The organism is Microcoleus sp. C2D2 (genome assembly GCF_036702495.1).
Lineage (GTDB): Bacteria > Cyanobacteriota > Cyanobacteriia > Cyanobacteriales > Microcoleaceae > Microcoleus.
On record NZ_JAUBTO010000028.1, the window covers coordinates 1 to 20611 of the forward strand.

The following is a 20611-nucleotide window of genomic DNA, read 5'->3' on the forward strand; positions in this document are numbered from 1 at the left end:
CTCCGAATCCAACTCCGGCACCGAGTCCAAGTCCGGGGACAACTCCGAATCCAACTCCGGCACCGAGTCCAAGTCCGGGGACAACTCCGAATCCAACTCCGGCACCGAGTCCAAGTCCGAATCCAACTCCGGCACCGGGGACATTGCCGACACAGGTTCCGAGTCCGACTCCGACTCCGACGACGACAAGTCCGACTCCGAGTCCGAGTCCTTCCATCGTCCCGACTCCAACTGCGGCGCCCCCACCTCCTCCGCCTTTTGGCGGGGGGCCGACTCCGCCGAGTTTTACATCTCCGACTCCTAACCAGCCGCCGATCGTGGAAACTGGCAAGACGCTGACTGGTTTGCAGAATTTGCCTCTGTCTCTGAGCATTTCGGCGCCCAGCGACCCGGAGGGTCAGCCGCTGTCGATCGGGGTAGTAGGACTTCCCAATCCTACTTTCGGTCAAGTAATTACCGGTACCGAACCGATCGCCGTGAACCAAAAATTGACGGTTCAGGAATTGCTCGGCCTGAAATTTCAACCTGCAACTAATGCGATCGGGCAAGCCGGCTCCTTCAGCTACAGCGTAGCTGACGACCAAGGCGGCACGGCAGCAGCCTCAGTGGCGATTAACATCAATTCTTTCGATACCTCCGTAACTGTTCCAACTACCCTGTCGCCGATTGCTGTCGATGACGGCATCGTATTTACAAATACGAATAATTTGCTGCCCACTTTCATTGACGTGCTGGCGAACGATTCCAGCCCGCAAGAAGGGCCGCTCAACATTATCAATGTCAGCACACCGAAACTGGGGATAGCGGTAAATCTTGTCTCTCAAGTGCAATTCATCCCCGGCAACGTAGCGGGTACAACTGCTTTCACCTACAGCGTCAGCGACGGATTCGGGACAAGTCCGGGCACAGGTACTGTCACCGTTCAAATCTTGCCGGCTGATAGCGGGTTTAACAAGTTGGTTGGGGGTTCTTTGCCGGACAATTTTAACGGTTTCGCGGGCAGCGATACTATTGATGGTCAAGGCGGCAACGATACGATTAACGGCGGTTTGGATAACGACGTGCTCGTAGGCGGCCCCGGCGCAGATACCATGACGGGGGGCGGCGGCAGCAATCAATACCGCTATACCAGCCCAGCAGATGGTGGGTCGGCCTTTAATGCTGCTTCTGCAGCGGCAATTGAGGCTGCGATCGCGGCGGGCGGATACGATGAGATTACTGATTTTAAAGACCTCGGTGTGCCGATCGCGGATCAGTTTAATTTTGCCCCCGGATTTCCGAATCTGGGCGGTAACACCCAAGTTCTGCTGAATGTGCAGACAACAGTTTCTGCAAATATTCTGGGAGGAAGTGCTTTCTTGTTTGCCTACGATTCCGGCGGCAATACTTACATCATTTATGACGGCAATGGCAATAACCTCACCGGCAGCGATTCTCGCATTTTGGCGAAGTTAAATGGTGTAACTGGGGTTTCTTCTCTTTCGGGATTTGACTTTACTTTTATCTAAAAAGATAAGAGGTTTGAAACCGCAGATAAACGCAGATAAACGCCGATTTATTTGGTAGTTTATCTGCGTTTATTTGCGTTCATCAGCCGTGAAAAATTAAATCTGATTATCTTCAGAAAACAATCCCAACAAAGGAGCGAGAATAGCACGTAAAACAAAGCCACGGGTCTGTACTCAGTAGGCAACTCCCCACTTTTATAGCAGAAGTCCGATGTCCGTCGGAAGAAGGAAGAAGGAAGAAGCAGTAATAGCAATGGTTTCAGCGGTTAAGAATGTCCTAACCGTCTTGGCGGTTGCTATATCTAGGAATATAAGAGGTTTGGAACCGCAGATAAACGCAGATAAACGCCGATTTTGTTTGCAGTTTATCTGCGTTTATTTGCGTTGATCTGCGGTAAAAAATTAAATCTGATTATCTTCAGAAAACAATCCCAATAAAGGGCCGAGAATAGCGCCGAAAACAAAGCCGCCGGCGTGGGCCCAGTAGGCAACTCCCCCGGATTCCATGCCGACAGTTGCCGGGGCATTCAAGGAAGCCAAGCCATTCAATGCTTGCTGTGCAAACCAAAATCCTAGAAAGAAGAAAGCGGGGACTCTGACGGTGGTAATAAAGATTCCCAAGGGAAGCAGTGTCAGAACTTTGGCTTGGGGATACCTGAGAATGTAAGCTCCCATCACGCCTGCGATCGCGCCGCTAGCACCCAGGGACGGAATGGCTGATGTTGAGGAAAAAAACCACTGAGTTAGTGATGCTAAAACGCCGCAAGTAAGGTAAAATATTATAAATTTGACGTGTCCTAAACGGTCTTCTACGTTGTTGCCAAAAATCCACAGAAATAACATATTTCCGGCGATGTGGAGAAAGCCTGCGTGCAGGAATTGGGAGCTAATTAGTGTCGTCCATTCGGGAAATGGCGAAACTGGCAGAGCAACCGGACACATATTGCTTAACTGGCAAGGAATTACGGCCCAAGAGTAGAAGAATTGGGTTAATTGTCGATCGGGCAAAGTGAGTTCGTACAAAAATACTAATATGTTTGCGGCAATCAGCCCGTAGGTGACGTAGGGAGTGATAGTAATGGGATTGTCATCGCGTAAGGGAACCACAGCCTTTTTTCCTCATCAAAATATTGGCAACACAGTAGCGCATTTATCGCCCTGGTGTCTCCTGTCTAAAGGAAGAGGGAAGAAGTCAATCGATTTTAGATTTTAGATTTTAGATTTTAGATTTTAGATTTTAGTTTAAAGAATTGAAGAATTGAAGAAAGCGACTTCACGGATGTATCCGGGGGCTGGTTATCGGATACTATATTTTTTATTTCTGCACGGATGAATCCGGGGGCTTGTACCGCCGCCGGGTGCCGCAAGCTTCCTTCAAACCCGCCGTTTACGGCTGAAACAAAAATAGAACCCCTTTAATAAAACCCTCAACCTTGCAGTTACTTGAACATCTGCTTTTTAGTCTTGGGTTTTATTTTACCGCAAAGGCGTATATTTTATTATTGGATAGCAAGTTTGTAGTTGCGATATTGGTGCGGGTTTTAATCCCTCAGGACAACTACAAACTTATTTATCCGCTTGCTGATTACATTTTTACAGCGGGGCTAGTCGAAGGTTTAGGCGACTTAATTTCCTGGGAAACCGCACGGGCGCGGTAGAGTTTAGCAACGGCTTGCTCGCACTTAGACAAATCCGATTCTATCTCTGTCAAAATGGCAGTTGATACGGGATCTGTGAACTTCACCCGCAGGTTGTTAATATCAACAACACCGGTTTGCAAATCACCCAGAGTGCTCCGCAGCAAGAACGTTTCATCGGTTCCTTGCATCGACGCTTTTAATTTAGCGTATTTGTCAGCAATTTGGGCGGGAATTGAGGGTTTTTCGCCGAAATAGTTGAGGCGGTTTTCGAGAGCGAGGATGTGGTGCTGTTTATTTTGAATGATTTCTGCCAGCAACGATCGCAACTCGCTGTCTTGGGTTTTTTCCGCATAATTTTGAAAGGCTTCGCTAGAATAGCGTTCCCCTGCGAGGGCGGTATTCAAACCTTTAACAATGTCGCCTTGGGTTGAGCCACCCCAACCATTAGCTAATTTCCACCATTCTGCATTTGTGTCAGTTTCTTCTGGCAAACCGACTTCTTTTCCGCCGTAACCGAGGCGAGCCAGAATTGCGGTAGTAAATATTGCTAAATCTCCCGGTTGGCGGGAAGTGATCAAGTTGCCGTCAACTACTAAAGCTTCGTTGATATAGTTAGCTCCGGCATTGCTCATGTCTTTTTTAATTGACAAGAAACCTGTGGCTTTTTTGTCTTTTAACACGTCGGCTTCAATCAAAACTTGCGGGCCGTGGCAAACAGCAGCGACGATTTTTCCTTGCTCGAATGCTTCTCGTACAAACCTTACTGTATTGGGATTAGTCCGCATTTGATCGGGAGCCATACCGCCGGGAATTATCACTGCATCGAATTCTGCGGGCACTGCTTCAGTGGTAGTTCCGTCAGCTTGCATGGCAAGTTTTCCTTGTTTGCCTGCATACTTTTCGTTTGTCCGGGAACCGAGGACAACTACTTCAAATCCTGCTTGTTTTAAGGCATTGTAAGGAACTAGAAATTCCGAATCTTCAACTGCATTTTCGATGAGTATGGCAACTCGTTTAGTTTGGGCTTTGTTATCGGCTGTCATAATTCAGTTTCCCTCAAGGTACCATTTTCTATCAATTTAATTCATTTGTTGCTGTTTTCGCGTCTTGCTAAAGTGATAAATTAGTAGGTGGGAAAATGTGCGATGGTGAGTCTTTGGAGGTAGTCGTAAAGTGCTATTCGGCGCACCCTACAATTAGATGTTTTGTGCAAGTTGTGCGATCGCATCAATGCACGTAAGAGGCTCCATTAATATCGATCGTAGTCCCGGTAGCGTGCGCAGCCAAACCCGACGCTAAAAATGCGATCACATTGGCAACATCTTGAGGAGGAGCGATTTTGCCGATCGGGATATCGCGAATAATATCAGCTTCGCCGCACTTTTGAATAAACTGATTAGACATTTCTGTACTGACAAATCCCGGTGCAACTGTAAAAGCCAAAATATTATCAGCCGCAAACCCTCTAGCAATGCTGCGAGTTAAAGCCACAATAGCACCTTTTGACGCGGCGTAGTGCAGATAATTCGGGTCATCGCCGCGAAAAGCAGCGCGACTTGCTATATTAATAATTGTACCTCCACTGCGAGTTTTAAAATAAATAATTGCTTCCCGGCACAAGTCGGCAACTGCAACTAAATTAACTTGTAGAGTTTGCTGCCAAGCTGACGACCAAATATCGAACTCGTCCTCTATACCGGCTGACTGCATAATTCCAGCATTGTTAACTATAATATCAATATGACCGCGCCATTTTAAAGCATCTCGCCACAAAATCGAGGCTACGTTTTCCAGCATCAAATCTGCTGCTAATAAATAACATCGATCGCGCGCCACACTTGCTGCTACCGCTTCAGCTTCAGTTTGACTGCGAGAGTAATGCAAAATCACCTCAGCCCCAGCATTAACCAGAGTCCGCACCGTCACTGCACCAATCCCCTTCGAGCCGCCAGTTACTAAAATTACCTTTCCGGTTAAATCAATCATTTTTCTATCTCTATCTCTATTTTTTCTCTTTCTCTGCGCCCTCTGCGCCCTCTGCGGTTAATAAAAAAATAAATCCCCTTCACAAACGAAATAGAATTGCTGTATCATATAGCACCATGCATCTAAATGTGATACAAAAAATTGAGTCAGCCTTGTAGCAGCGGGCGATCGACTCTGGGAGGCCGACCGACTGGGCTCCGGCAATCGGTAATGGGCCCGCTGCCTGAGTGCGATCGACCCGCTTTACGTCATTAAAGCCTTATTTTTTGATGTTTCTTTATTCGAGATACAGCCACTCCTTACACCACTATAGATTCTTTGTCCTTAAACTCGATAACTAAACGGGATTCGGGAGGAGAGGTCGAATTAACTCCATAATTTGGTCAGAGTTAAAGTTATTGACAGAATCAATTAGCGCACTGGAAAGGGTTGGTTGAGATGCGGGAATTTCTGTAATCAACTCGTTCATGGCTTCGGTATCAAGATAGTAAGCAGCTTGATACATTTCTTCTAACCACTCAGAGGACATCACAGCTATATCTTCTGGAGATAAAGTGTAAACACCTAGTTTTTGGGGCTCTTTTCCTGCAACTGTGTAGATGTACTGTACTCCCAAGTATTGAGCGAGTTTGTCAAAGACGAGCCTTTCCTGAAAGGGCTTGCTCATAAACTCGTCACAACCAGCCATAAGAGCTTTCTCTCGATCTTCTTCAAAAATACTGGCAGTTAAAGCAATAATGACAGTCTCTTGTCCCTGAGGGTGTTCTCTAATGCGTTTGGTAGCTGTGCAGCCATCCATGACCGGCATTCGTAGATCCATCCAAATCACGTCTGGGAACCAACTTTCCCAGATTTCGAGTGCTTCAACTCCCTGTGTTGCTTCGCGCACCTCAAAACCGACTGAGGTAAGGAGTTTGACCAATAAGCGACGATTTTCCTCTAAATCTTCAACAACAAGGATGCGGTAAGTTGGTTGTCCTGCAGCTATACCAATCACTCTTTGTTGAGGCAATTCTGAGGCAAGGCACACTGCTTGAGGTAAGTTTACCCCAAGTTCAAAGTAAAAAATGCTGCCCCGATTCAATGTGCTTTGAACCTGAATCTGACTGCCCATGAGTTGGACAAATCTTTGGCTGATAGCTAGACCTAGACCAGTACCTTGATTCAATTTATTCCCAGCTTCAGCTTGCACGAACGGCTTAAATAAGCTGTCAACTTCTGTTGGATCAATTCCCACTCCAGTATCCTCAACTTCAAAACATAGGCGACAGGACGTTTGGTCGCTCTGTTGCGATCTTACTCGTAAGGTGACGCTTCCTTGATTAGTAAACTTAATCGCATTACCCAGCAGATTGACTAAGACTTGATGGAGTTTTTTCTCATCGGTATGCACAAATTGGGGAAGATTGGAGTCTCGATCGACAATTACTTTCAATCCTTTCGATTTGGCTTTAAATTGCAACATTTGTTCAATAGAACGCAGCAATTTTTTTAGATCGAAGTCAGAAAGATAGAGAGTCATCTGTCCGCTCTCTATTTTGGATAAATCTAAAATGTCGTTAATCAATTCCAATAAATGTTCGCCGCTACGATTGACGATCGCCAGATCTTGTTGGAGTTCGGGAGTCAGAACAGGATCGTAACTCATCAATTGCGTAAATCCCAAAATAGCATTGAGAGGGGTACGGAGTTCGTGGCTCATATTGGACAGGAACATACTTTTGGCTCGGTTTGCTGTTTCTGCTGCTTCTTTAGCTTGCTCAAGTTCCAACTCGGCTTGTTTGCGATCGTTAATGTCAATTAAATATCCCAACATTTCCACTGGTCTACCTGCACGATCTCGAATTAGTCTGAGCTGACATAGTATCCAGCGATAAACCCCATCTGAGCGGCGAAGACGGTATTCATGTAAATAAAAATCATTGACGAATGGATTGGCTAAGCCATTAAGCACTCGTTCTACATCATCTGGGTGTAAGTTATGCACCCAAAATTCATCATCTCCTAAAAACGCCATGCTTTCATAGCCAAATACGTCTTTGATATTTTCGCTGATGAACGTTGCTTCATAATTGCCACCAGATTTACAGCTAAAAATAACGACGGGGCTGTAGTTCAGGAGAAAGTTGAGGCGATTTGTGGTAGCTTGCAAGGCTTGCTCAGCTTGTTTGAGCTCTGTCACATCCTCCTGAACCGCAACATATACAGTTCCGTATTCAGGATGCTCAAACCTAGACGTATGAACCCTGCACCAAAAAAGTCTTCCATCTTTTTTCTTATTGTAGACTTCATATTGTGCTTCTCCTTTCTGCTCAATTTGAGTGACAATATCTAGAACGCTTGCGTCTGGTGTAACCTCTGTATCGACATAATTCAAGACACCAACCGATTGACCTGCGAGTTCACCCTCTGCATAGCAAAACATCGCGTCAAATTTGGGATTGGTGTAGACGATCGTGAGCTCTGAGGCTTTAATTAAACACACTCCACCTGCCATGTTATGCATAATAACACTCTGAAGCTCTAGCGTCTTTTGAGCTTCTTTTCGAGCGGTAATTTCTTGGATCTGAGCAATAAAATGCAGTGGATTTCCCTGTTCATCTTGTACTAGCGAGCCATCAAGAAGAATCCAAACCATATGTCCTTGTTTGTGGAAATACCGTTTTTCCAGTTGGTAAGTGGAAATTGTTCCTGCTAATAGCTGATGTGCATACCTAAGATCCAGGTCTAAATCGTCAGGATGGGTAATGTCTTGGAAAGTTAACGCTAACAACTCTTCTGAGGAGTAGCCAATAATCTGACATAAGGCAGGATTGACTTTAACCCAGTGCCCATCAAGTGAAACGATCGCCATTCCAATTGACGCATTTTCAAACGCATTGCGAAACTGCTCTTCACTGTTTCGTAAAGCCACCTCAATTTGTTTGCGTTCGTTTTCAGCCCGCTTGCGATCGTCGATCTCCTTCTCTAAGGCTTGATTGGCCGCCATAAGTTGAGCTGGACTAGGTAAAGCTAAGGCTGATGGAATTAAAAAGACTAGCTCAGATGCAGTATATATAGAAATCAGAGCAGTAATAGCTTTAATTCCTCCAGAAAGCCAATAAGTAGGAAACCAAAGCGTCCAAATTTCCATGATATGAGTTGTACCGCAGGCAATTATGAAGGCGCCAAACAGAAAAAATACTTTCTGAAATGGAGTATCTTGGCGCTGTCGCACAAAGTAGATTAGCATGATTGGGATGGAGTAGTAAGCTAAAGCGATTACACCATCGGATAAAATATGTAATCCTACTAAGTTTGTTTGCCAGAGATAGCAGTGACCGTGAGGAATGAATCCTCCACTTTCAAAAAATTGTGTAATCATACCTAACCTGAATTATTAATGAGTGCTGAAGTGCTTAGCGAGTGAGTTTTGCCATGGCCCGCTTCATGGTCGAAGTCATACCGAGAAAACCACTTTTGAGTAGGGAGATGTCAAATTGCTAACCCAGCAGCACGAGACATCCGATCGCAATGAGGAGTAGACTTGCCCTGTAACAAATGTGGTTGTTCATAAATCGGCTGGCGAAAAAAGGTTCTCTGCCATGTTACGCGAAACGAAGAAGGGCAATCGCGGAGGGATTATCCCTACCTGAACAAGTCAGATTTTGTAGGGGCCCTGCCACCGTGCCAGTCCTAGAACTCTGCGATCGCACGACTTCTTTCTACGTCAAGTGAGTGGATCACCTAATAATTCAAGTATACTCTTGTTCATAGGGTTATAGTCCTGTAGCAGAAAAGTATGGAAATCAGCAGGAGTGTCGATGGAACTAGCGATCGGGTTAGCGATCCAGCTACCAACTACCGAGGCAATATTTTAATTGTTGACGATCTGCCTGCTAACCTGCGTCTTCTCAGCCTTACTTTGAGGACACACGGTTATAAAGTTCGCGGTGCCACAACAGGCGCAATGGCTATCCGAGCCGCCCAATCGCCATGGACGGAACTAATTTTACTCGACATTAACTTGCCCGATATTGATGGCTATGAAGTTTGTAAACTATTAAAATCTGACGAGCAAACCACAGGCACTCCGATAATTTTTTTGAGTGCTCTCAATGAAACTTTCAATAAGGTTCAGGGGCTTGCTGTTGGTGGGGTAGATTATATTGCTAAGCCGTTTCAAGTCGAAGAAGTATTAGCTCGTGTCGAAACTCACCTAACCATCCGACGGTTGCAACAAAGCCTCCAAGAGCAGAATTTACGTCTCTTGAGAGAAATCGAAGAACGCCAACGTCTCGAAGAGTCCCTCTTTGCCGAAAAAGAACTAGCTCAAGTGACGCTCCAATCGATTGGTGATGCAGTTATTACTACCAATGGTCAAGGTAATGTGCGATATTTCAATCCTATCGCTGAGCAATTGACAGGCTGGAAGGCTCATGAGGCTCAGGGACTCCCCCTGTCTGCAGTCTTTGTAATTGTCCATGAAGTAACGCGACAGCCAGTAGAGAATCCGATCGGCAAGGCTCTGTTGGAGAAACGAATTGTGGGCTTAGCTAAGGATACTATTCTCATTGCGCGCGATGGGACGGAGTATGCCATTGAGGACTCAGCAGCACCGATTCGAGACCGCCAAGGTCAAATTCTCGGGGCAGTCATCGTCTTTCATGATGTTACCGAATCGCGCAATCTTGCTCGTCAACTCTCTTGGGAAGCCACTCACGATGCTCTGACGGGTTTAATCAACCGTCGAGGATTTGAGCAGCAACTAATTGAGGCGATCGCCTCTTGTCAAGATAGCAATCAGCAGCACGCTCTCTGTTATTTAGATTTAGATCGGTTCAAACTCGTTAACGATACCGCAGGTCATGTTGCTGGCGATGAGCTACTGCGCCAAATCACTACACTTTTACAAAAGGGAGTTCGTGCTAATGACACACTGGCTCGCTTGGGAGGTGATGAATTTGGTCTTTTGCTTACTCCATGTCCCCTCTCTCAAGCAGCTAAGATTGCCGAACAACTCAAAGACCTAGTGCATGAGTTTCGGTTTATTTGGGATAGCAAAACCTTTATCATCGGGGTCAGTATTGGAGTTGTTGCCATTAACCACACCAGCAAAGATTTGATGGAGGTTATGGAGGCGGCTGATGCAGCTTGTTATGTCGCCAAAGGCCAAGGTCGCAACTGTGTTCATGTTTATCGTCTAGATGATGAGGAACTAATTAGACAACGCGGTGAGAGGCACGTGGTTTCTTAAATCAGCCGAGCGTTGGAAACCAATCGTTTTTGTCTCTACTCCCAAAAGATTGTCTCTATTACCTCTAACCCATAAGTAGAGCCTTATGAAATTTTGCTAAGAATGCTAGACGAAAAGGGAGAAATAGTGGCTCCCAATGAGTTTATTCCCGCCGCCGAGCGTTATGGCTCGAGCGCCAATATCGATTGTTGGCTAATCGAAACTTTTTTCTCGAATTATTATAATTTATTTGAACCATAATTTATTAGTAAAGGCTTGTCTACGCTCAATCTTTCTGGCGATAGCATTGGTAATAATGGGTTTATGAGGTTTTTAATCGAACAATTTTATCGCTAGCCAATCCCCCCACAAACCATTTGTTTTGAAATCACGGAAACCGCAGCCATCGCGAACTTTGATCGAGCCAGATATTTCAGGAGCGAACTCAAAAAGATTGGCTGTTGCTTTGCTTTAAATGATTTGGGCAGTGGGTGGAGTTCATGAGCGTATCTGATGAATTTACCAGTTGATTATCTAAAAATTGATGGTGCTTTTGTCAAGAATATTAGTCATAATTTGATTTCTCAAGCGCTTGTTGAAGGCTTTAATCGTATAGCCCGTGCGATGAATGTTGAAACTATAGCTGAGTTTGTCGAAGACGAGACTATCTTAGAAAAATTGCGGGAGATGGGAGTAGATTATGCTCAGGGTTATGGGCTCTCTCATCCCGTCCCTATTAATTTTAATCGCTAGTCGATCGCACGCTCGCCAGCGGGCCCATTGCCTCACGCCGGATTTCTGTCTGGAGATTTCCAAGAGTCGATCGCCTGCTGCTACCAGGCTGACTCAATTTATTTGTCACATTTAGATAGAATGTGGTGTAATTGTTGTACAGGATTGAGTCTTTTATTAAAAATAGGCCGGAAAATTTGCCATGAAAGCAGTTGCGTTCGATCGCTACGGTTCCGCCGAGGAATTGCAGTACCGAGAATTGTCCAAGCCGATCGCCAAATCCAACGAATTGTTAGTGCGAGTTCGCGCTAGCAGCGTCAATCCCGTAGACTGGAAAATCCGGCAAGGACACCTGCAACTATTGACAGGATTTAACTTTCCTCGAATAGTCGGTTCTGACATCTCGGGAGTTGTGGTGGAAGTCGGCCGGGAAGTCACCAACTTTCAACCCGGAGATGAAGTTTATACTTTCTTAAATCCCATAACTGGCGGTGCTTGTGCCGAGTACGCTGTCGTGCCACAATCGAGTGCGGCAATTAAACCTAAAAACATCACTCATGCAGAAGCAGCAGCAGTGCCGATTACAGGTTTAACTGCTTTGCAAGCGCTGAGGGATTTGGGTGAAATTCAAGCAGGAAACAAAGTATTGATTAACGGCGCTTCCGGCGGAGTCGGCAGTTTTGCCGTGCAAGTTGCGAAAGCAATGAAGGCGGAAGTAACGGGAGTTTGCAGTGCTAAAAACAGAGAATTTGTCAAGAGTTGGGGAGCAGATTTAGTCCTGGATTACGCAGAAATTGACTTTACTCAACAGCCCCAAAAATATGATATAATTTTGGATGCGGTCGCGACAAGAACATTTGCTGAATGCGAAAAGGTGCTGCAGCCGGAGGGAGTTTATATCTCGACTTTGCCGAGCGTCGAAAACCTCGCACCGATGTTAACGAGCTGGTTTGTATCGGGGAAGAAAGCTAAATTAATTGTAGCCAATGCCAACACTGGCGATTTAGGGGTTTTGCGGGAGTTAATAGAATCCGGTAAAGTTGAGCCGATTGTCGATCGCACTTACAGCTTAGCAGAAGTAGCAGCAGCCCACGCTTACAGCGAAACGGGCCGCGCTGTCGGCAAAATTGCGATCGGCATTGACAGTTAAAAAAATCATGTTTAACCAAAACGAATTAGAAACAGAACTCTCTGACTGGAAGCAGAGAATCCCATCGCCACCGGAAGAAACTAAAGCTTACATTCGGCGGGGATGGTTAAATTTAAACTAGGACAAATTGCCGAGTCTATCGCCGAGTTCGACACCGCCGAAAAACTCGACTCGCGCATTATACCTTACCTGTGGCAGCGCGGACTTCCCTACTACTGCGCCGCCTGATTGGCTCCCGGGAGGAAAACAGTTTAAAACTCACATCTTGCACCATTCTCAGGAACAGGCAAGATGCCTGTTCCACAAAGAGTGAATTTTATTGTGGAACAGGCATCTTGCCTGTTCATAAAAAGCTTATTGAGAATGGTGCAACATCTCAGTTTAAAATCGACTTAACAGTCAACGATAAAGACCTAGAGGAAACCGTTGAGCGCTACCTTTGTATTGCCAAAGAATCGGGTGCAGCCCTCGCCAAAAGCTCGCTGCTTGCCGTTAAAAATGACGCCAGATTGGTGAGGCGGCAAGTTTACGAACTTTTTGCCGGAAACTGCAAGCCCGACGATGTTTTAGCGGCAGGGAAAAAAGAAGGCAAGCGCGGCAGTTTCTTCAGCGACTTATACTATTGATTGTACTGGGAAGCGGAAAATGACCGAAAGCATCCAGGATACAAGCCCCCGGATTCATCCGTGGAGAAATAAAAAACGTGTATCCGATAAAGGAGCCCCCGAATTTATCCGTGGGGCCAATGCTTCAATCTAAAATCTAAAATCTAAAATCTAAAATCGATTGACCGCGATCGCGATCGCCAACCTGCATTCTCAAAGCAGTGTCAGAATCCCAGCCCGATGACTATACCTGGTACGTGGCAAAAGTCTACCAAAAAATGCCAGGTTGGAGTTAAAGTAAAAGAGCGATCGCCCGCAGTTTGCATAAATAGGACGCTTGCCCAAAAAACCCCGTTAAGAGTCAAAATCTTTGTTGTGAGCCATAGAAGTTCACCCATAAACCGGGTTTTTGAATCTGCCTGCGTCCAGGACTAATAAACCTAAAACCTAAATAAAATCAAAAATCCCTATGACTGCGCCCTCAAACTTGGAGACATCCGAACAAGGTTCCGACAACAACCTCGAAGCAATTAGCCCGGAAAACAGCATTGCACCAATCGCAGGCGGTGCGATGGGTTCCCGCAACCTAGAAAACGAATTTCTAGACGAACTTCCTGACGAAGTTGAAATGTCTTTATTCGACCATTTAGAAGAATTGCGGCAGCGACTTTTCTACTCGCTAATTGCAGTAGCAATCGCTGTAATCGGTTGCTTTTTAACAGTTAAACCCATCGTGCAACTGCTAGAAGTACCGGCCGGGCCAGTCAAGTTTCTGCAACTAGCTCCCGGCGAGTATTTCTTTGTTTCTATCGAAGTAGCCGGATACAGCGGTTTGCTCATCGCCAGTCCGTTTATTTTTTACCAGATAGCGCTGTTTGTTCTCCCCGGCTTGACTCGCAAAGAACGCAGGTTGCTCGGGCCAGTGTTTTTCGGTTCAAGTTTCCTATTTTTGGGCGGGTTAGTATTTGCTTACATTGCTCTGATTCCGGCGGCGCTTAACTTCTTTGTTACCTATGGAGCGGATGTTGTAGAGCAGTTGTGGTCGATCGACAAATACTTTAAATTTGTGCTGCTGTTAATGTTCAGCACTGGCTTAGCTTTTCAAATCCCGATTGTCCAAGTATTGCTCGGCGTTTTGGGCATAGTTTCTTCAAACCAAATGCTCTCGGGCTGGCGGTATGTAGTCTTGGGAGCGGCAGTTTTGGGAGCGGTGTTAACGCCTTCTACTGACCCTTTAACGCAAAGTCTTTTAGGAGGTGCGGTGCTCGCCTTGTATTTTGGCGGCGTTGGTTTGGTGAAGCTTTTAGGACGTTGATTAAACTAAAGAATATTGAGTTCCCGACTTTTTTAAGAAATCGGGGATGTCAAGTTGATATCTGATAAGCTGTGTTGCATCTAGATTGCCTATGGTATTAGAGAGGGAGAGGGGGTGAAGGGGAGAGGGGGAGAGGATTTGACGATTTTTGATCGGGACTCGAAATATACAATTTAAATGCACAACAGCTTACTAAATCCTGGTTACTCACCCGTGTTTGATCTTGGTTGCTTGCTCCGCTTCCAATACCAGTAGAAATATTTCAAAACCTTGAAGTTTTTATACTTTCAGGGCGATCAGATTTCCCTATTTATCTGCTTGTAATTATATAGTGTCCGAGTAAGCTGTGACGCTCGTAGGTGAGGAAATAAAAATGTAGTAATTCTGGATTATCCCGATCTCGATGCATCACTACGCCATCAATTGCAGTTTCATGATGATTGATCCATTTATTTTGAGAGTCAAGTAAAACACTAAAATAAGGACTTTGAAAAGGAGGAGCTTGTTTTAAATCTTCATAACTTTGAAAAAAAGGCGGTATGCCAATTCCCATAGGCATATACAAGCCTTTGGAATAGTCACTTACAGCAAGCTGAGGAATTTTATCTAAATTGAATCCACTCACAATATACCTATTTTTTTCACCTGTTCTTTTGTCTTTGAATATTAGTTCGAGTTCCTGCAAAATTTGATTAGAGCCAGGAGATTTCACATCTCTCAAAATAGCTTTTTCAAAATTTGCTATTCTCCAAAACTCATTGCTCCAAGGTTTATTTACATCATATCGACCTGGAGGAACAAAAGATGCAAATTTAGCTTGTGAATTTTGTAATTCTTCCCAGGTTAAAATATTATCACCGAAAACTAATTTGAATTTCCTGTTTTGCTCTCCAGATGTGATAAATCTCTCATCTGCCAGAAACTGGGCCGGAACTTCTTTTTCTGAGCTAAATTGTCTTAATGCTGGCAAATCTATAGGAGTCCCCGCCGGGTTTTGCCAGTGTTCTAGTTTATACCAATTTTCCCAGTAAGAAACTTTATTGTTATTCTCAAATATGTTTTTGTAATGTCCCTTTGGGAAAGTAAACCAACCTTGGTAATAAAGTTTTTTAAATTCTCCTTCCTTAACAAATAGCAATACCTCCCACAAGCCAGCATTTAAGCAATTATTTGCCAAATCAACAGAAACTAAATTATTTTTTTCAAATCCGTCACCGCCTGACACTTCAATATTGCTTGATTCTGGCTTAAAACTTACTTGTTGCCTATTCCATTCTCGATCGACCAAAGCTATAGTTTCTAAATTTTTATTTTTCTTTACCCAATCTGGATTCTTGGGAACAAATAAACTCACATCAATGTTTTTAAAAGATATTTTAGCTGTGTGCGGATTAGTAGGGTCTAGTACAAAATCAAAATGAGTTTCATCTTTTTTAACAAGGGTTAGTCTCCGATCAGCATATTGTCTGTAATGACTACTGATGTCGCCTGGATTTTCAGGGTATTCATTCTTTGAAAATTCCTTTAATGGAATAGTCATGTTATCGGCTATGTTATATTTTGATAAAAATAAGATACAGCCAATAGTTAATATGGATAATATGCAAATTTTTCCAAGTACAGTAATCCATTTTGGTATTTTTTTCTGAGGATGAGGATTTAGTTGATTCTTCTCTGTAATATTCATGTTCTGGCTACCTTCTAGTCAAATAAAACAAAAATATCTTAATTATTAATTATCGGCAACCAAAAATGTATTATATAGAGACGCGATCGCCCGCGCCTCTATAATTACTGAAAATTATAATTCAACACCAAAGTTTTGTCAAAACTTTGATTACATTCGGAACTGTTCCACTTCAGGCGTGTAGCCGATCGGCAAAACGTAATCCAGATTCTCGTGGGGACGAGCAATTATGTGATACGATAGCAACTTTCCGCCATCGACCTTTTTAACTGATTCAATTCCAGCAGCAACGGCTGCTTGCACTTCAGAGACATCTCCTCGCACTATAATTGTCCAGTAGGCGCGGGTTATTTTCTCATAGCGAACTAAAGTAACACGGGCTGCTTTCACCATTGAGTCCGCAACTTCTACTGCAGCGGGAAATCCTAAGACTTCAACCATTCCCAGTGCAACACCCATTACAACATTCTCCTAAATTTCACAAGATATCTGACACTCATTGTATGTGAAATTGTTGACAGAAATTGGTTCCGATGATTTTGGTAAGAATGAAGGACGATCGCCCAAAATTTAAAAAGCCCCTAAAAAGCCCCAGAAACTGTTGCGGCATTTAAATCCCACAGTTGGCGGGGCGCAGCAAAGCCCGCCACACAAGACTTTGAATCAAAACACCCGTGCAAATTAGATGCGCCACAGCTTAGTTTCTCACCAGCGGCAAGTCGTATGACAAGCTCGCCGATCGATTTTCGGGACTTTGGGCTCAACTAATCGGGCCGCGGCGCGACACAAAACTTTAGGGAACTCCCCCAGATCCCGGCTGTGGAGTCAATCTAAAATCTAAAATCTAAAATCTAAAATCGACTGAGTGATTCAAAACTCGTCTAGCAACCACTCCGAGGCTCTTTCACCCAAATCTAGGGGAACGCTGACAGCTTTGCCCAAGCGCGGGCGCTCGCGAGTATTTACAATGTATTCTCTCACCTGTGCCGTGCTGCCCCAGCCGTTGAGGTAATTGGCCACCGCATCCAAATGCTCCAAATAATCAGCCTCCGTCATCGGAAAAGATGCCTGTTCTAGATATTTCCACATAACTTGCACAAAAATCTTGCCCCGCGTCCGCCGCAATCTGATATCGTAAGACTTTCCCCATTTTTCTAGCAGTAGCTGGTGTAAATCCTTGCCCGTCATGGTTGCTCCTGAGTTAATCCATTAAACAATAAAAGACAAAGTTCAAAAAATGTAATAATACTCTAATAAAGGCTGGAAGGCGCATTCTTAAAAGGAATTTTCGCGACCTAAAATTTGTGCGAGCAGATTAACGGCAATTATCCTCCTTCCTCTGCACGTACAGGTTCGCTAACAGCTAACAAACAAACGTAACTTAAAACCGTAAAGGCAGGTCATGGCTCAATCTTCTGCTGGAAATCCCGATGTCCCCGATATGGGGCGTCGCCAATTTATGAATTTGCTGACGTTCGGTACAGTCACAGGTGTTGCACTGGGCGCACTCTATCCCGTTGTCCAATATTTTGTTCCTCCGTCGAGTGGGGCAGTTGGCGGCGGAGTGACAGCTAAAGATGCCTTGGGTAACGACATCATCGTTAGCGAATATTTGGCTTCGCACCCTGCGGGCGATCGCACCTTAGCCCAAGGTCTCAAAGGCGACCCCACCTATATTGTGGTGAAAGAAGACTTATCTATCGCCGACTACGGCATCAATGCAGTCTGCACTCACTTGGGTTGCGTCGTGCCTTGGAATGTTAGCGAAAACAAGTTTATCTGTCCTTGCCACGGTTCTCAATACAACAATGAGGGCAAAGTGGTGCGCGGCCCCGCGCCTTTGTCTCTGGCCCTGGCCCACGCCACTGTCGCAGATGACAAGATCGCTTTTACAACTTGGAAAGAAACTGATTTCCGCACCGGCGAAGCACCTTGGTGGTCATAGTTATTAGTCATTAGTCAGCAGTCAGCAGTCAGCAGTCAGTAGTTAGTAGCCAGTCGTTAGTGGTTACTCGTTAGTAGTTAGTGGTTACTCGTTAGTAGTTAGTTCCAATAACAAATAACCAATAACAAATGACCAATGACCAATGACCAATGACCAATGACCAATGACCAATGACCAATGACCACTGACCAATGACCAAATTGTCTGACCTTTGAGATTGAATACTCTAATGCCACAAACTAATTTATCTGCGATATTTCGCCGCAGTGCCAGGACGATCGCGAAAACTGCCTTAATTGCGATCGCCGCAGCAGGATTTTTCCTCACCAGCGACATCGCATTTCCCCAAGCAGCATTTGCTTACCCTTTCTGGGCCCAGCAAACAGCACCCGCTACTCCCCGCGAAGCAACAGGCCGCATTGTTTGCGCTAACTGTCACCTCGGTGCAAAACCGACTGAAGTTGAAGTACCGCAATCTGTTTTGCCTGACACAGTTTTTGAAGCTATTGTCAAAATTCCCTACGATACTAGCGTGCAACAAGTTGTCGGCGACGGCAGCAAAGGCGGCTTGAATGTCGGCGCAGTTGTGATGTTGCCCGAAGGTTTCAAGATTGCTCCCGAGGACAGAATTCCCGAAGAAATGAAGGAAAAAGTCGGCGACCTTTACTTCCAACCTTACAGCGAAACCCAAGAAAATATTGTTTTAGTGGGCCCACTGCCGGGAGAACAATACAAAGAATTGGTATTCCCCGTTTTGTCGCCGAATCCGGAAACAGACAAGTCGGTTCACTACGGCAAATACCAAATTTATGTCGGAGGCAACCGCGGCCGCGGTCAGGTTTATCCTACTGGCGACAAGAGCAATAATACTGTTTATAATGCTTCGGTAGCTGGCACCATTTCTAAGATTGCTCAACCTGAAGATGGCGGTTATGAAGTGACAATTCAACCTGCCGAAGGTGCAGCCGTTGTTGATACGATTCCCGCCGGCCCCGAACTGATTGTTACCGAAGGACAAACAGTTGCAGCAGGCGAACTTTTGACGAGCAATCCTAATGTGGGCGGCTTCGGTCAAAAAGACGTGGAAATTGTGCTGCAAAGTGCCGATCGCGTTAAAGGATTGATGGCTTTCGTGGCTTTGACCATGCTGGCTCAAATTATGCTGGTTCTCAAGAAGAAACAGGTCGAAAAAGTTCAAGCTGCTGAAATGAATTTCTAAGGGCGGCTGTAATTAGTTGGGTAAGGTACTCTGTGCGCACCCAACTATTAGGTAAGTAGGGCGGGTATTCCCCGCCTTATTGTTTGATAAATAACAAGTAAAATAATGTCAATTGATGAGAAAATAGTTGAAGTAGGCCCGCTGCAATGGTTTTATCGGGAAACAAATCCGGTTAACAAAACTGATAAACCGCCCGTACTGCTGCTGCACGGTTTGCCGTCCCAGAGTTTTACCTGGACTGTTATTATGCCGGATTTGGCGGCACAGGGATTTAGATCGATCGCCCCAGATTGGGTGGGTTACGGGCGATCGACAAAACCAGACAAACGCGACTTTTCCTATACTCCGGATGCTTTTGTTGACGCCCTCACAGGCTTTATTCAAGCTATAGAATTAGACCGATTTTACCTGGTTGTCCAAGGATTTTTAGCTTCAGCAGGCATTCAATACGCTTTGCGAAATCCCGATAAAATTGAGCGTTTAGCTGTCATCAATACACCAGTTTCAGCAGATATCAAGTTGCCTTGGAAAATGCAGCAGTTGGGGCTGCCTTTTATTGGCGACATGATGACGCAAGACCCGCTTTTGGTTGACAGAACTCTCGAAGGCGGCAGCCGCCAGACGATATCAGACAAAGATTTAGATGTTTACCGCCGCCCGTTTTTGAAGAGTTCGGATGCGGGGCGATCGCTGATGAATACAGTCCGCAATATTCAATTGCCGCAGTCAATGGCCGAAATTGAATCCGGATTGAAAGCCTGGACTCGACCAACTTTATTTGTGTGGGGTTTGACAGATCCTTGGCTGAGTGTTGAACCTGCTCAAAAGCTAGTCGGTTCCCTGCAAAATGCAGAGTTAGTCACACTGGAACAAGCGGGGCATTATCCTCAAGAACATTGGTCAGAAAAAGTTGGCGATGCTCTGATAACTTTTCTGCGCCGCCAGGAGGTAAAATAATATTTTGTACATAACTCTCGGTGCTGGGTCAGCGAAGCAGAGCCAAAGCCTCTGCGTTTCCAGGCAGAGCCTTGGAACGAACACGAGCAACCCCGTACCCGCCCTGTGCCCGCTCGCAACGAGCAATCTAAAATCTAAAATCTAAAATCTAAAATCGACATGACTCGTCCCCGTTCAATTTTTGCCTTGATGATGGCGTTTTTGATGGCATTTCTGGTTAGTTGCAGCAGTGTCGAAGCAAAAGTTCCAACGACTTACACAACAGCCCAAATCCAGCAAATTCAGCGCTATGTTCCTACTCTGACAGAGTTCCGATCGCGCATGGACAAATTGGGCACCCTAATTCAACAGCGAAATTGGGTTGATACCAGAACTTACATTCACGGGCCTCTAGGCGACTTGCGCAACACCATGAAAACGGTCTCTGCGAGTTTATTGCCTAAGTCTCAACAACAAGCTGTTGATTTGACCAAGAGTTTGTTTACCGAGTTGGTTAACATCGATCTTGGTGCTAAAGACCTTGACTATGCAAAAGTCACGGCCAGCTATCAAAAAGCTGTCAATGATTTCGATACCTTCTTGCAGCTAATTCCTAAAGCTTAATTAGCCTTAACTCACATCTTGTATCATTGTCAAGAACAGGCAAGATGCC

At 45.1% G+C, this 20611-nt stretch carries 19 protein-coding genes; 11 read left to right on the top strand and 8 right to left on the bottom strand.

From position 1 onward, the window contains the following. Positions 1-1508, top strand: a 1508-nt coding sequence (locus QUB61_RS11770) for an Ig-like domain-containing protein (protein ID WP_445300615.1), incomplete at its 5' end; no start/stop codon positions are given. Positions 1509-1910: 402 nt separating this feature from the next. Here QUB61_RS11770 and QUB61_RS11775 read toward each other — a convergent pair. The 4 genes from QUB61_RS11775 to QUB61_RS11790 all read right to left on the bottom strand — a co-directional run bounded on the left by QUB61_RS11775 (position 1911) and on the right by QUB61_RS11790 (position 8498). After that, entirely contained in the window at positions 1911-2615 is a 705-nt protein-coding gene (locus QUB61_RS11775) for a rhomboid family intramembrane serine protease (RefSeq protein WP_333124095.1), read from the bottom strand. Positions 2616-3093: 478 nt separating this feature from the next. Then, the gene (locus QUB61_RS11780) at positions 3094-4191 is read right to left on the bottom strand and encodes a DJ-1/PfpI/YhbO family deglycase/protease (RefSeq protein WP_333124093.1); all 1098 of its coding nucleotides are present in this window, start codon (positions 4189-4191) and stop codon (positions 3094-3096) included. A gap of 184 nt (positions 4192-4375) precedes the next feature. Then, on the bottom strand, positions 4376-5134 hold the full coding sequence (locus tag QUB61_RS11785; protein WP_333124090.1) for an SDR family oxidoreductase: 759 nt from the start codon (positions 5132-5134) through the stop codon (positions 4376-4378). 337 nt (positions 5135-5471) lie between these two features. Next, positions 5472-8498 (bottom strand): PAS domain S-box protein, encoded by a 3027-nt coding sequence (locus tag QUB61_RS11790; protein WP_333124087.1) that lies wholly within the window; start codon positions 8496-8498, stop codon positions 5472-5474. A gap of 417 nt (positions 8499-8915) precedes the next feature. Between QUB61_RS11790 and QUB61_RS11795 the strand changes: the two genes are divergently transcribed. From QUB61_RS11795 to QUB61_RS11815, 5 genes are all read left to right on the top strand, one after another. Next, a complete protein-coding gene (locus QUB61_RS11795; protein WP_333124085.1) occupies positions 8916-10370 on the top strand; it encodes a diguanylate cyclase in 1455 nt (484 codons plus the stop codon). A gap of 492 nt (positions 10371-10862) precedes the next feature. After that, the gene (locus QUB61_RS11800; protein WP_333124079.1) at positions 10863-11102 is read left to right on the top strand and encodes an EAL domain-containing protein; all 240 of its coding nucleotides are present in this window, start codon (positions 10863-10865) and stop codon (positions 11100-11102) included. A 181-nt stretch (positions 11103-11283) separates the two neighbouring features. After that, a complete protein-coding gene (locus tag QUB61_RS11805; protein WP_333124076.1) occupies positions 11284-12231 on the top strand; it encodes an NAD(P)-dependent alcohol dehydrogenase in 948 nt (315 codons plus the stop codon). 102 nt (positions 12232-12333) lie between these two features. After that, a complete protein-coding gene (locus QUB61_RS11810) occupies positions 12334-12459 on the top strand; it encodes a hypothetical protein (protein WP_333124074.1) in 126 nt (41 codons plus the stop codon). A 107-nt stretch (positions 12460-12566) separates the two neighbouring features. Next, entirely contained in the window at positions 12567-12857 is a 291-nt protein-coding gene (locus tag QUB61_RS11815; RefSeq protein WP_333124071.1) for a hypothetical protein, read from the top strand. A 203-nt stretch (positions 12858-13060) separates the two neighbouring features. Here the strand turns inward: QUB61_RS11815 and QUB61_RS11820 are convergent, their stop codons facing one another. Continuing rightward, the gene (locus tag QUB61_RS11820; protein WP_333124067.1) at positions 13061-13234 is read right to left on the bottom strand and encodes a hypothetical protein; all 174 of its coding nucleotides are present in this window, start codon (positions 13232-13234) and stop codon (positions 13061-13063) included. 71 nt (positions 13235-13305) lie between these two features. On the opposite strand from QUB61_RS11820, the gene tatC reads away from it, so the two are divergent. Beyond that, positions 13306-14151 carry a twin-arginine translocase subunit TatC gene (tatC, locus tag QUB61_RS11825; RefSeq protein WP_333124064.1) on the top strand — a complete coding sequence of 282 codons (846 nt, stop codon included), beginning with the start codon at positions 13306-13308 and terminating at the stop codon, positions 14149-14151. A 310-nt stretch (positions 14152-14461) separates the two neighbouring features. On the opposite strand, the gene QUB61_RS11830 is transcribed toward tatC, so the two are convergent. The 3 genes from QUB61_RS11830 to QUB61_RS11840 all read right to left on the bottom strand — a co-directional run bounded on the left by QUB61_RS11830 (position 14462) and on the right by QUB61_RS11840 (position 17026). Further along, positions 14462-15838 carry a hypothetical protein gene (locus QUB61_RS11830; RefSeq protein WP_333124061.1) on the bottom strand — a complete coding sequence of 459 codons (1377 nt, stop codon included), beginning with the start codon at positions 15836-15838 and terminating at the stop codon, positions 14462-14464. 150 nt (positions 15839-15988) lie between these two features. Continuing rightward, on the bottom strand, positions 15989-16297 hold the full coding sequence (locus QUB61_RS11835) for a carbon dioxide-concentrating mechanism protein CcmK (RefSeq protein WP_006631236.1): 309 nt from the start codon (positions 16295-16297) through the stop codon (positions 15989-15991). 411 nt (positions 16298-16708) lie between these two features. After that, positions 16709-17026: a DUF3067 family protein gene (locus tag QUB61_RS11840; protein WP_333124058.1), complete on the bottom strand. Its 318-nt coding sequence runs from the start codon at positions 17024-17026 to the stop codon at positions 16709-16711. Between the two features lie 214 nt (positions 17027-17240). Here QUB61_RS11840 and petC point away from each other — a divergent pair, with 214 nt between their 5' ends. The 4 genes from petC (at position 17241) to psbQ (ending at position 20562) form a co-directional block, all read left to right on the top strand. After that, entirely contained in the window at positions 17241-17783 is a 543-nt protein-coding gene (gene petC / locus QUB61_RS11845) for a cytochrome b6-f complex iron-sulfur subunit (protein WP_333124057.1), read from the top strand. A gap of 229 nt (positions 17784-18012) precedes the next feature. Further along, positions 18013-19002, top strand: a complete 990-nt coding sequence (gene petA, locus QUB61_RS11850; protein WP_333124054.1) for a cytochrome f — start codon at positions 18013-18015, stop codon at positions 19000-19002. Between the two features lie 105 nt (positions 19003-19107). After that, positions 19108-19959 carry an alpha/beta fold hydrolase gene (locus QUB61_RS11855; protein WP_333124051.1) on the top strand — a complete coding sequence of 284 codons (852 nt, stop codon included), beginning with the start codon at positions 19108-19110 and terminating at the stop codon, positions 19957-19959. Positions 19960-20118: 159 nt separating this feature from the next. After that, positions 20119-20562 carry a photosystem II protein PsbQ gene (gene psbQ / locus QUB61_RS11860; RefSeq protein WP_333124049.1) on the top strand — a complete coding sequence of 148 codons (444 nt, stop codon included), beginning with the start codon at positions 20119-20121 and terminating at the stop codon, positions 20560-20562. The last annotated feature ends 49 nt before the right edge of the window (positions 20563-20611 follow it).

Excerpts from the sequence above, each read along its gene's own strand:
- QUB61_RS11855 (WP_333124051.1), top strand. The coding sequence starts at position 19,108 with ATGTCAATTGATGAGAAAATAGTTGAAGTAGGCCCGCTGCAATGGTTT.
- psbQ (WP_333124049.1), top strand. The coding sequence starts at position 20,119 with ATGACTCGTCCCCGTTCAATTTTTGCCTTGATGATGGCGTTTTTGATG.
- QUB61_RS11800 (WP_333124079.1), top strand. The coding sequence starts at position 10,863 with ATGAATTTACCAGTTGATTATCTAAAAATTGATGGTGCTTTTGTCAAG.
- tatC (WP_333124064.1), top strand. The coding sequence starts at position 13,306 with ATGACTGCGCCCTCAAACTTGGAGACATCCGAACAAGGTTCCGACAAC.
- QUB61_RS11830 (WP_333124061.1), bottom strand. The coding sequence starts at position 15,838 with ATGAATATTACAGAGAAGAATCAACTAAATCCTCATCCTCAGAAAAAA.
- QUB61_RS11840 (WP_333124058.1), bottom strand. The coding sequence starts at position 17,026 with ATGACGGGCAAGGATTTACACCAGCTACTGCTAGAAAAATGGGGAAAG.
- QUB61_RS11795 (WP_333124085.1), top strand. The coding sequence starts at position 8,916 with ATGGAAATCAGCAGGAGTGTCGATGGAACTAGCGATCGGGTTAGCGAT.
- petA (WP_333124054.1), top strand. The coding sequence starts at position 18,013 with ATGCCACAAACTAATTTATCTGCGATATTTCGCCGCAGTGCCAGGACG.
- QUB61_RS11810 (WP_333124074.1), top strand. The coding sequence starts at position 12,334 with ATGGTTAAATTTAAACTAGGACAAATTGCCGAGTCTATCGCCGAGTTC.
- QUB61_RS11780 (WP_333124093.1), bottom strand. The coding sequence starts at position 4,191 with ATGACAGCCGATAACAAAGCCCAAACTAAACGAGTTGCCATACTCATC.
- QUB61_RS11805 (WP_333124076.1), top strand. The coding sequence starts at position 11,284 with ATGAAAGCAGTTGCGTTCGATCGCTACGGTTCCGCCGAGGAATTGCAG.
- QUB61_RS11785 (WP_333124090.1), bottom strand. The coding sequence starts at position 5,134 with ATGATTGATTTAACCGGAAAGGTAATTTTAGTAACTGGCGGCTCGAAG.
- QUB61_RS11835 (WP_006631236.1), bottom strand. The coding sequence starts at position 16,297 with ATGGGTGTTGCACTGGGAATGGTTGAAGTCTTAGGATTTCCCGCTGCA.
- petC (WP_333124057.1), top strand. The coding sequence starts at position 17,241 with ATGGCTCAATCTTCTGCTGGAAATCCCGATGTCCCCGATATGGGGCGT.
- QUB61_RS11820 (WP_333124067.1), bottom strand. The coding sequence starts at position 13,234 with ATGGGTGAACTTCTATGGCTCACAACAAAGATTTTGACTCTTAACGGG.
- QUB61_RS11790 (WP_333124087.1), bottom strand. The coding sequence starts at position 8,498 with ATGATTACACAATTTTTTGAAAGTGGAGGATTCATTCCTCACGGTCAC.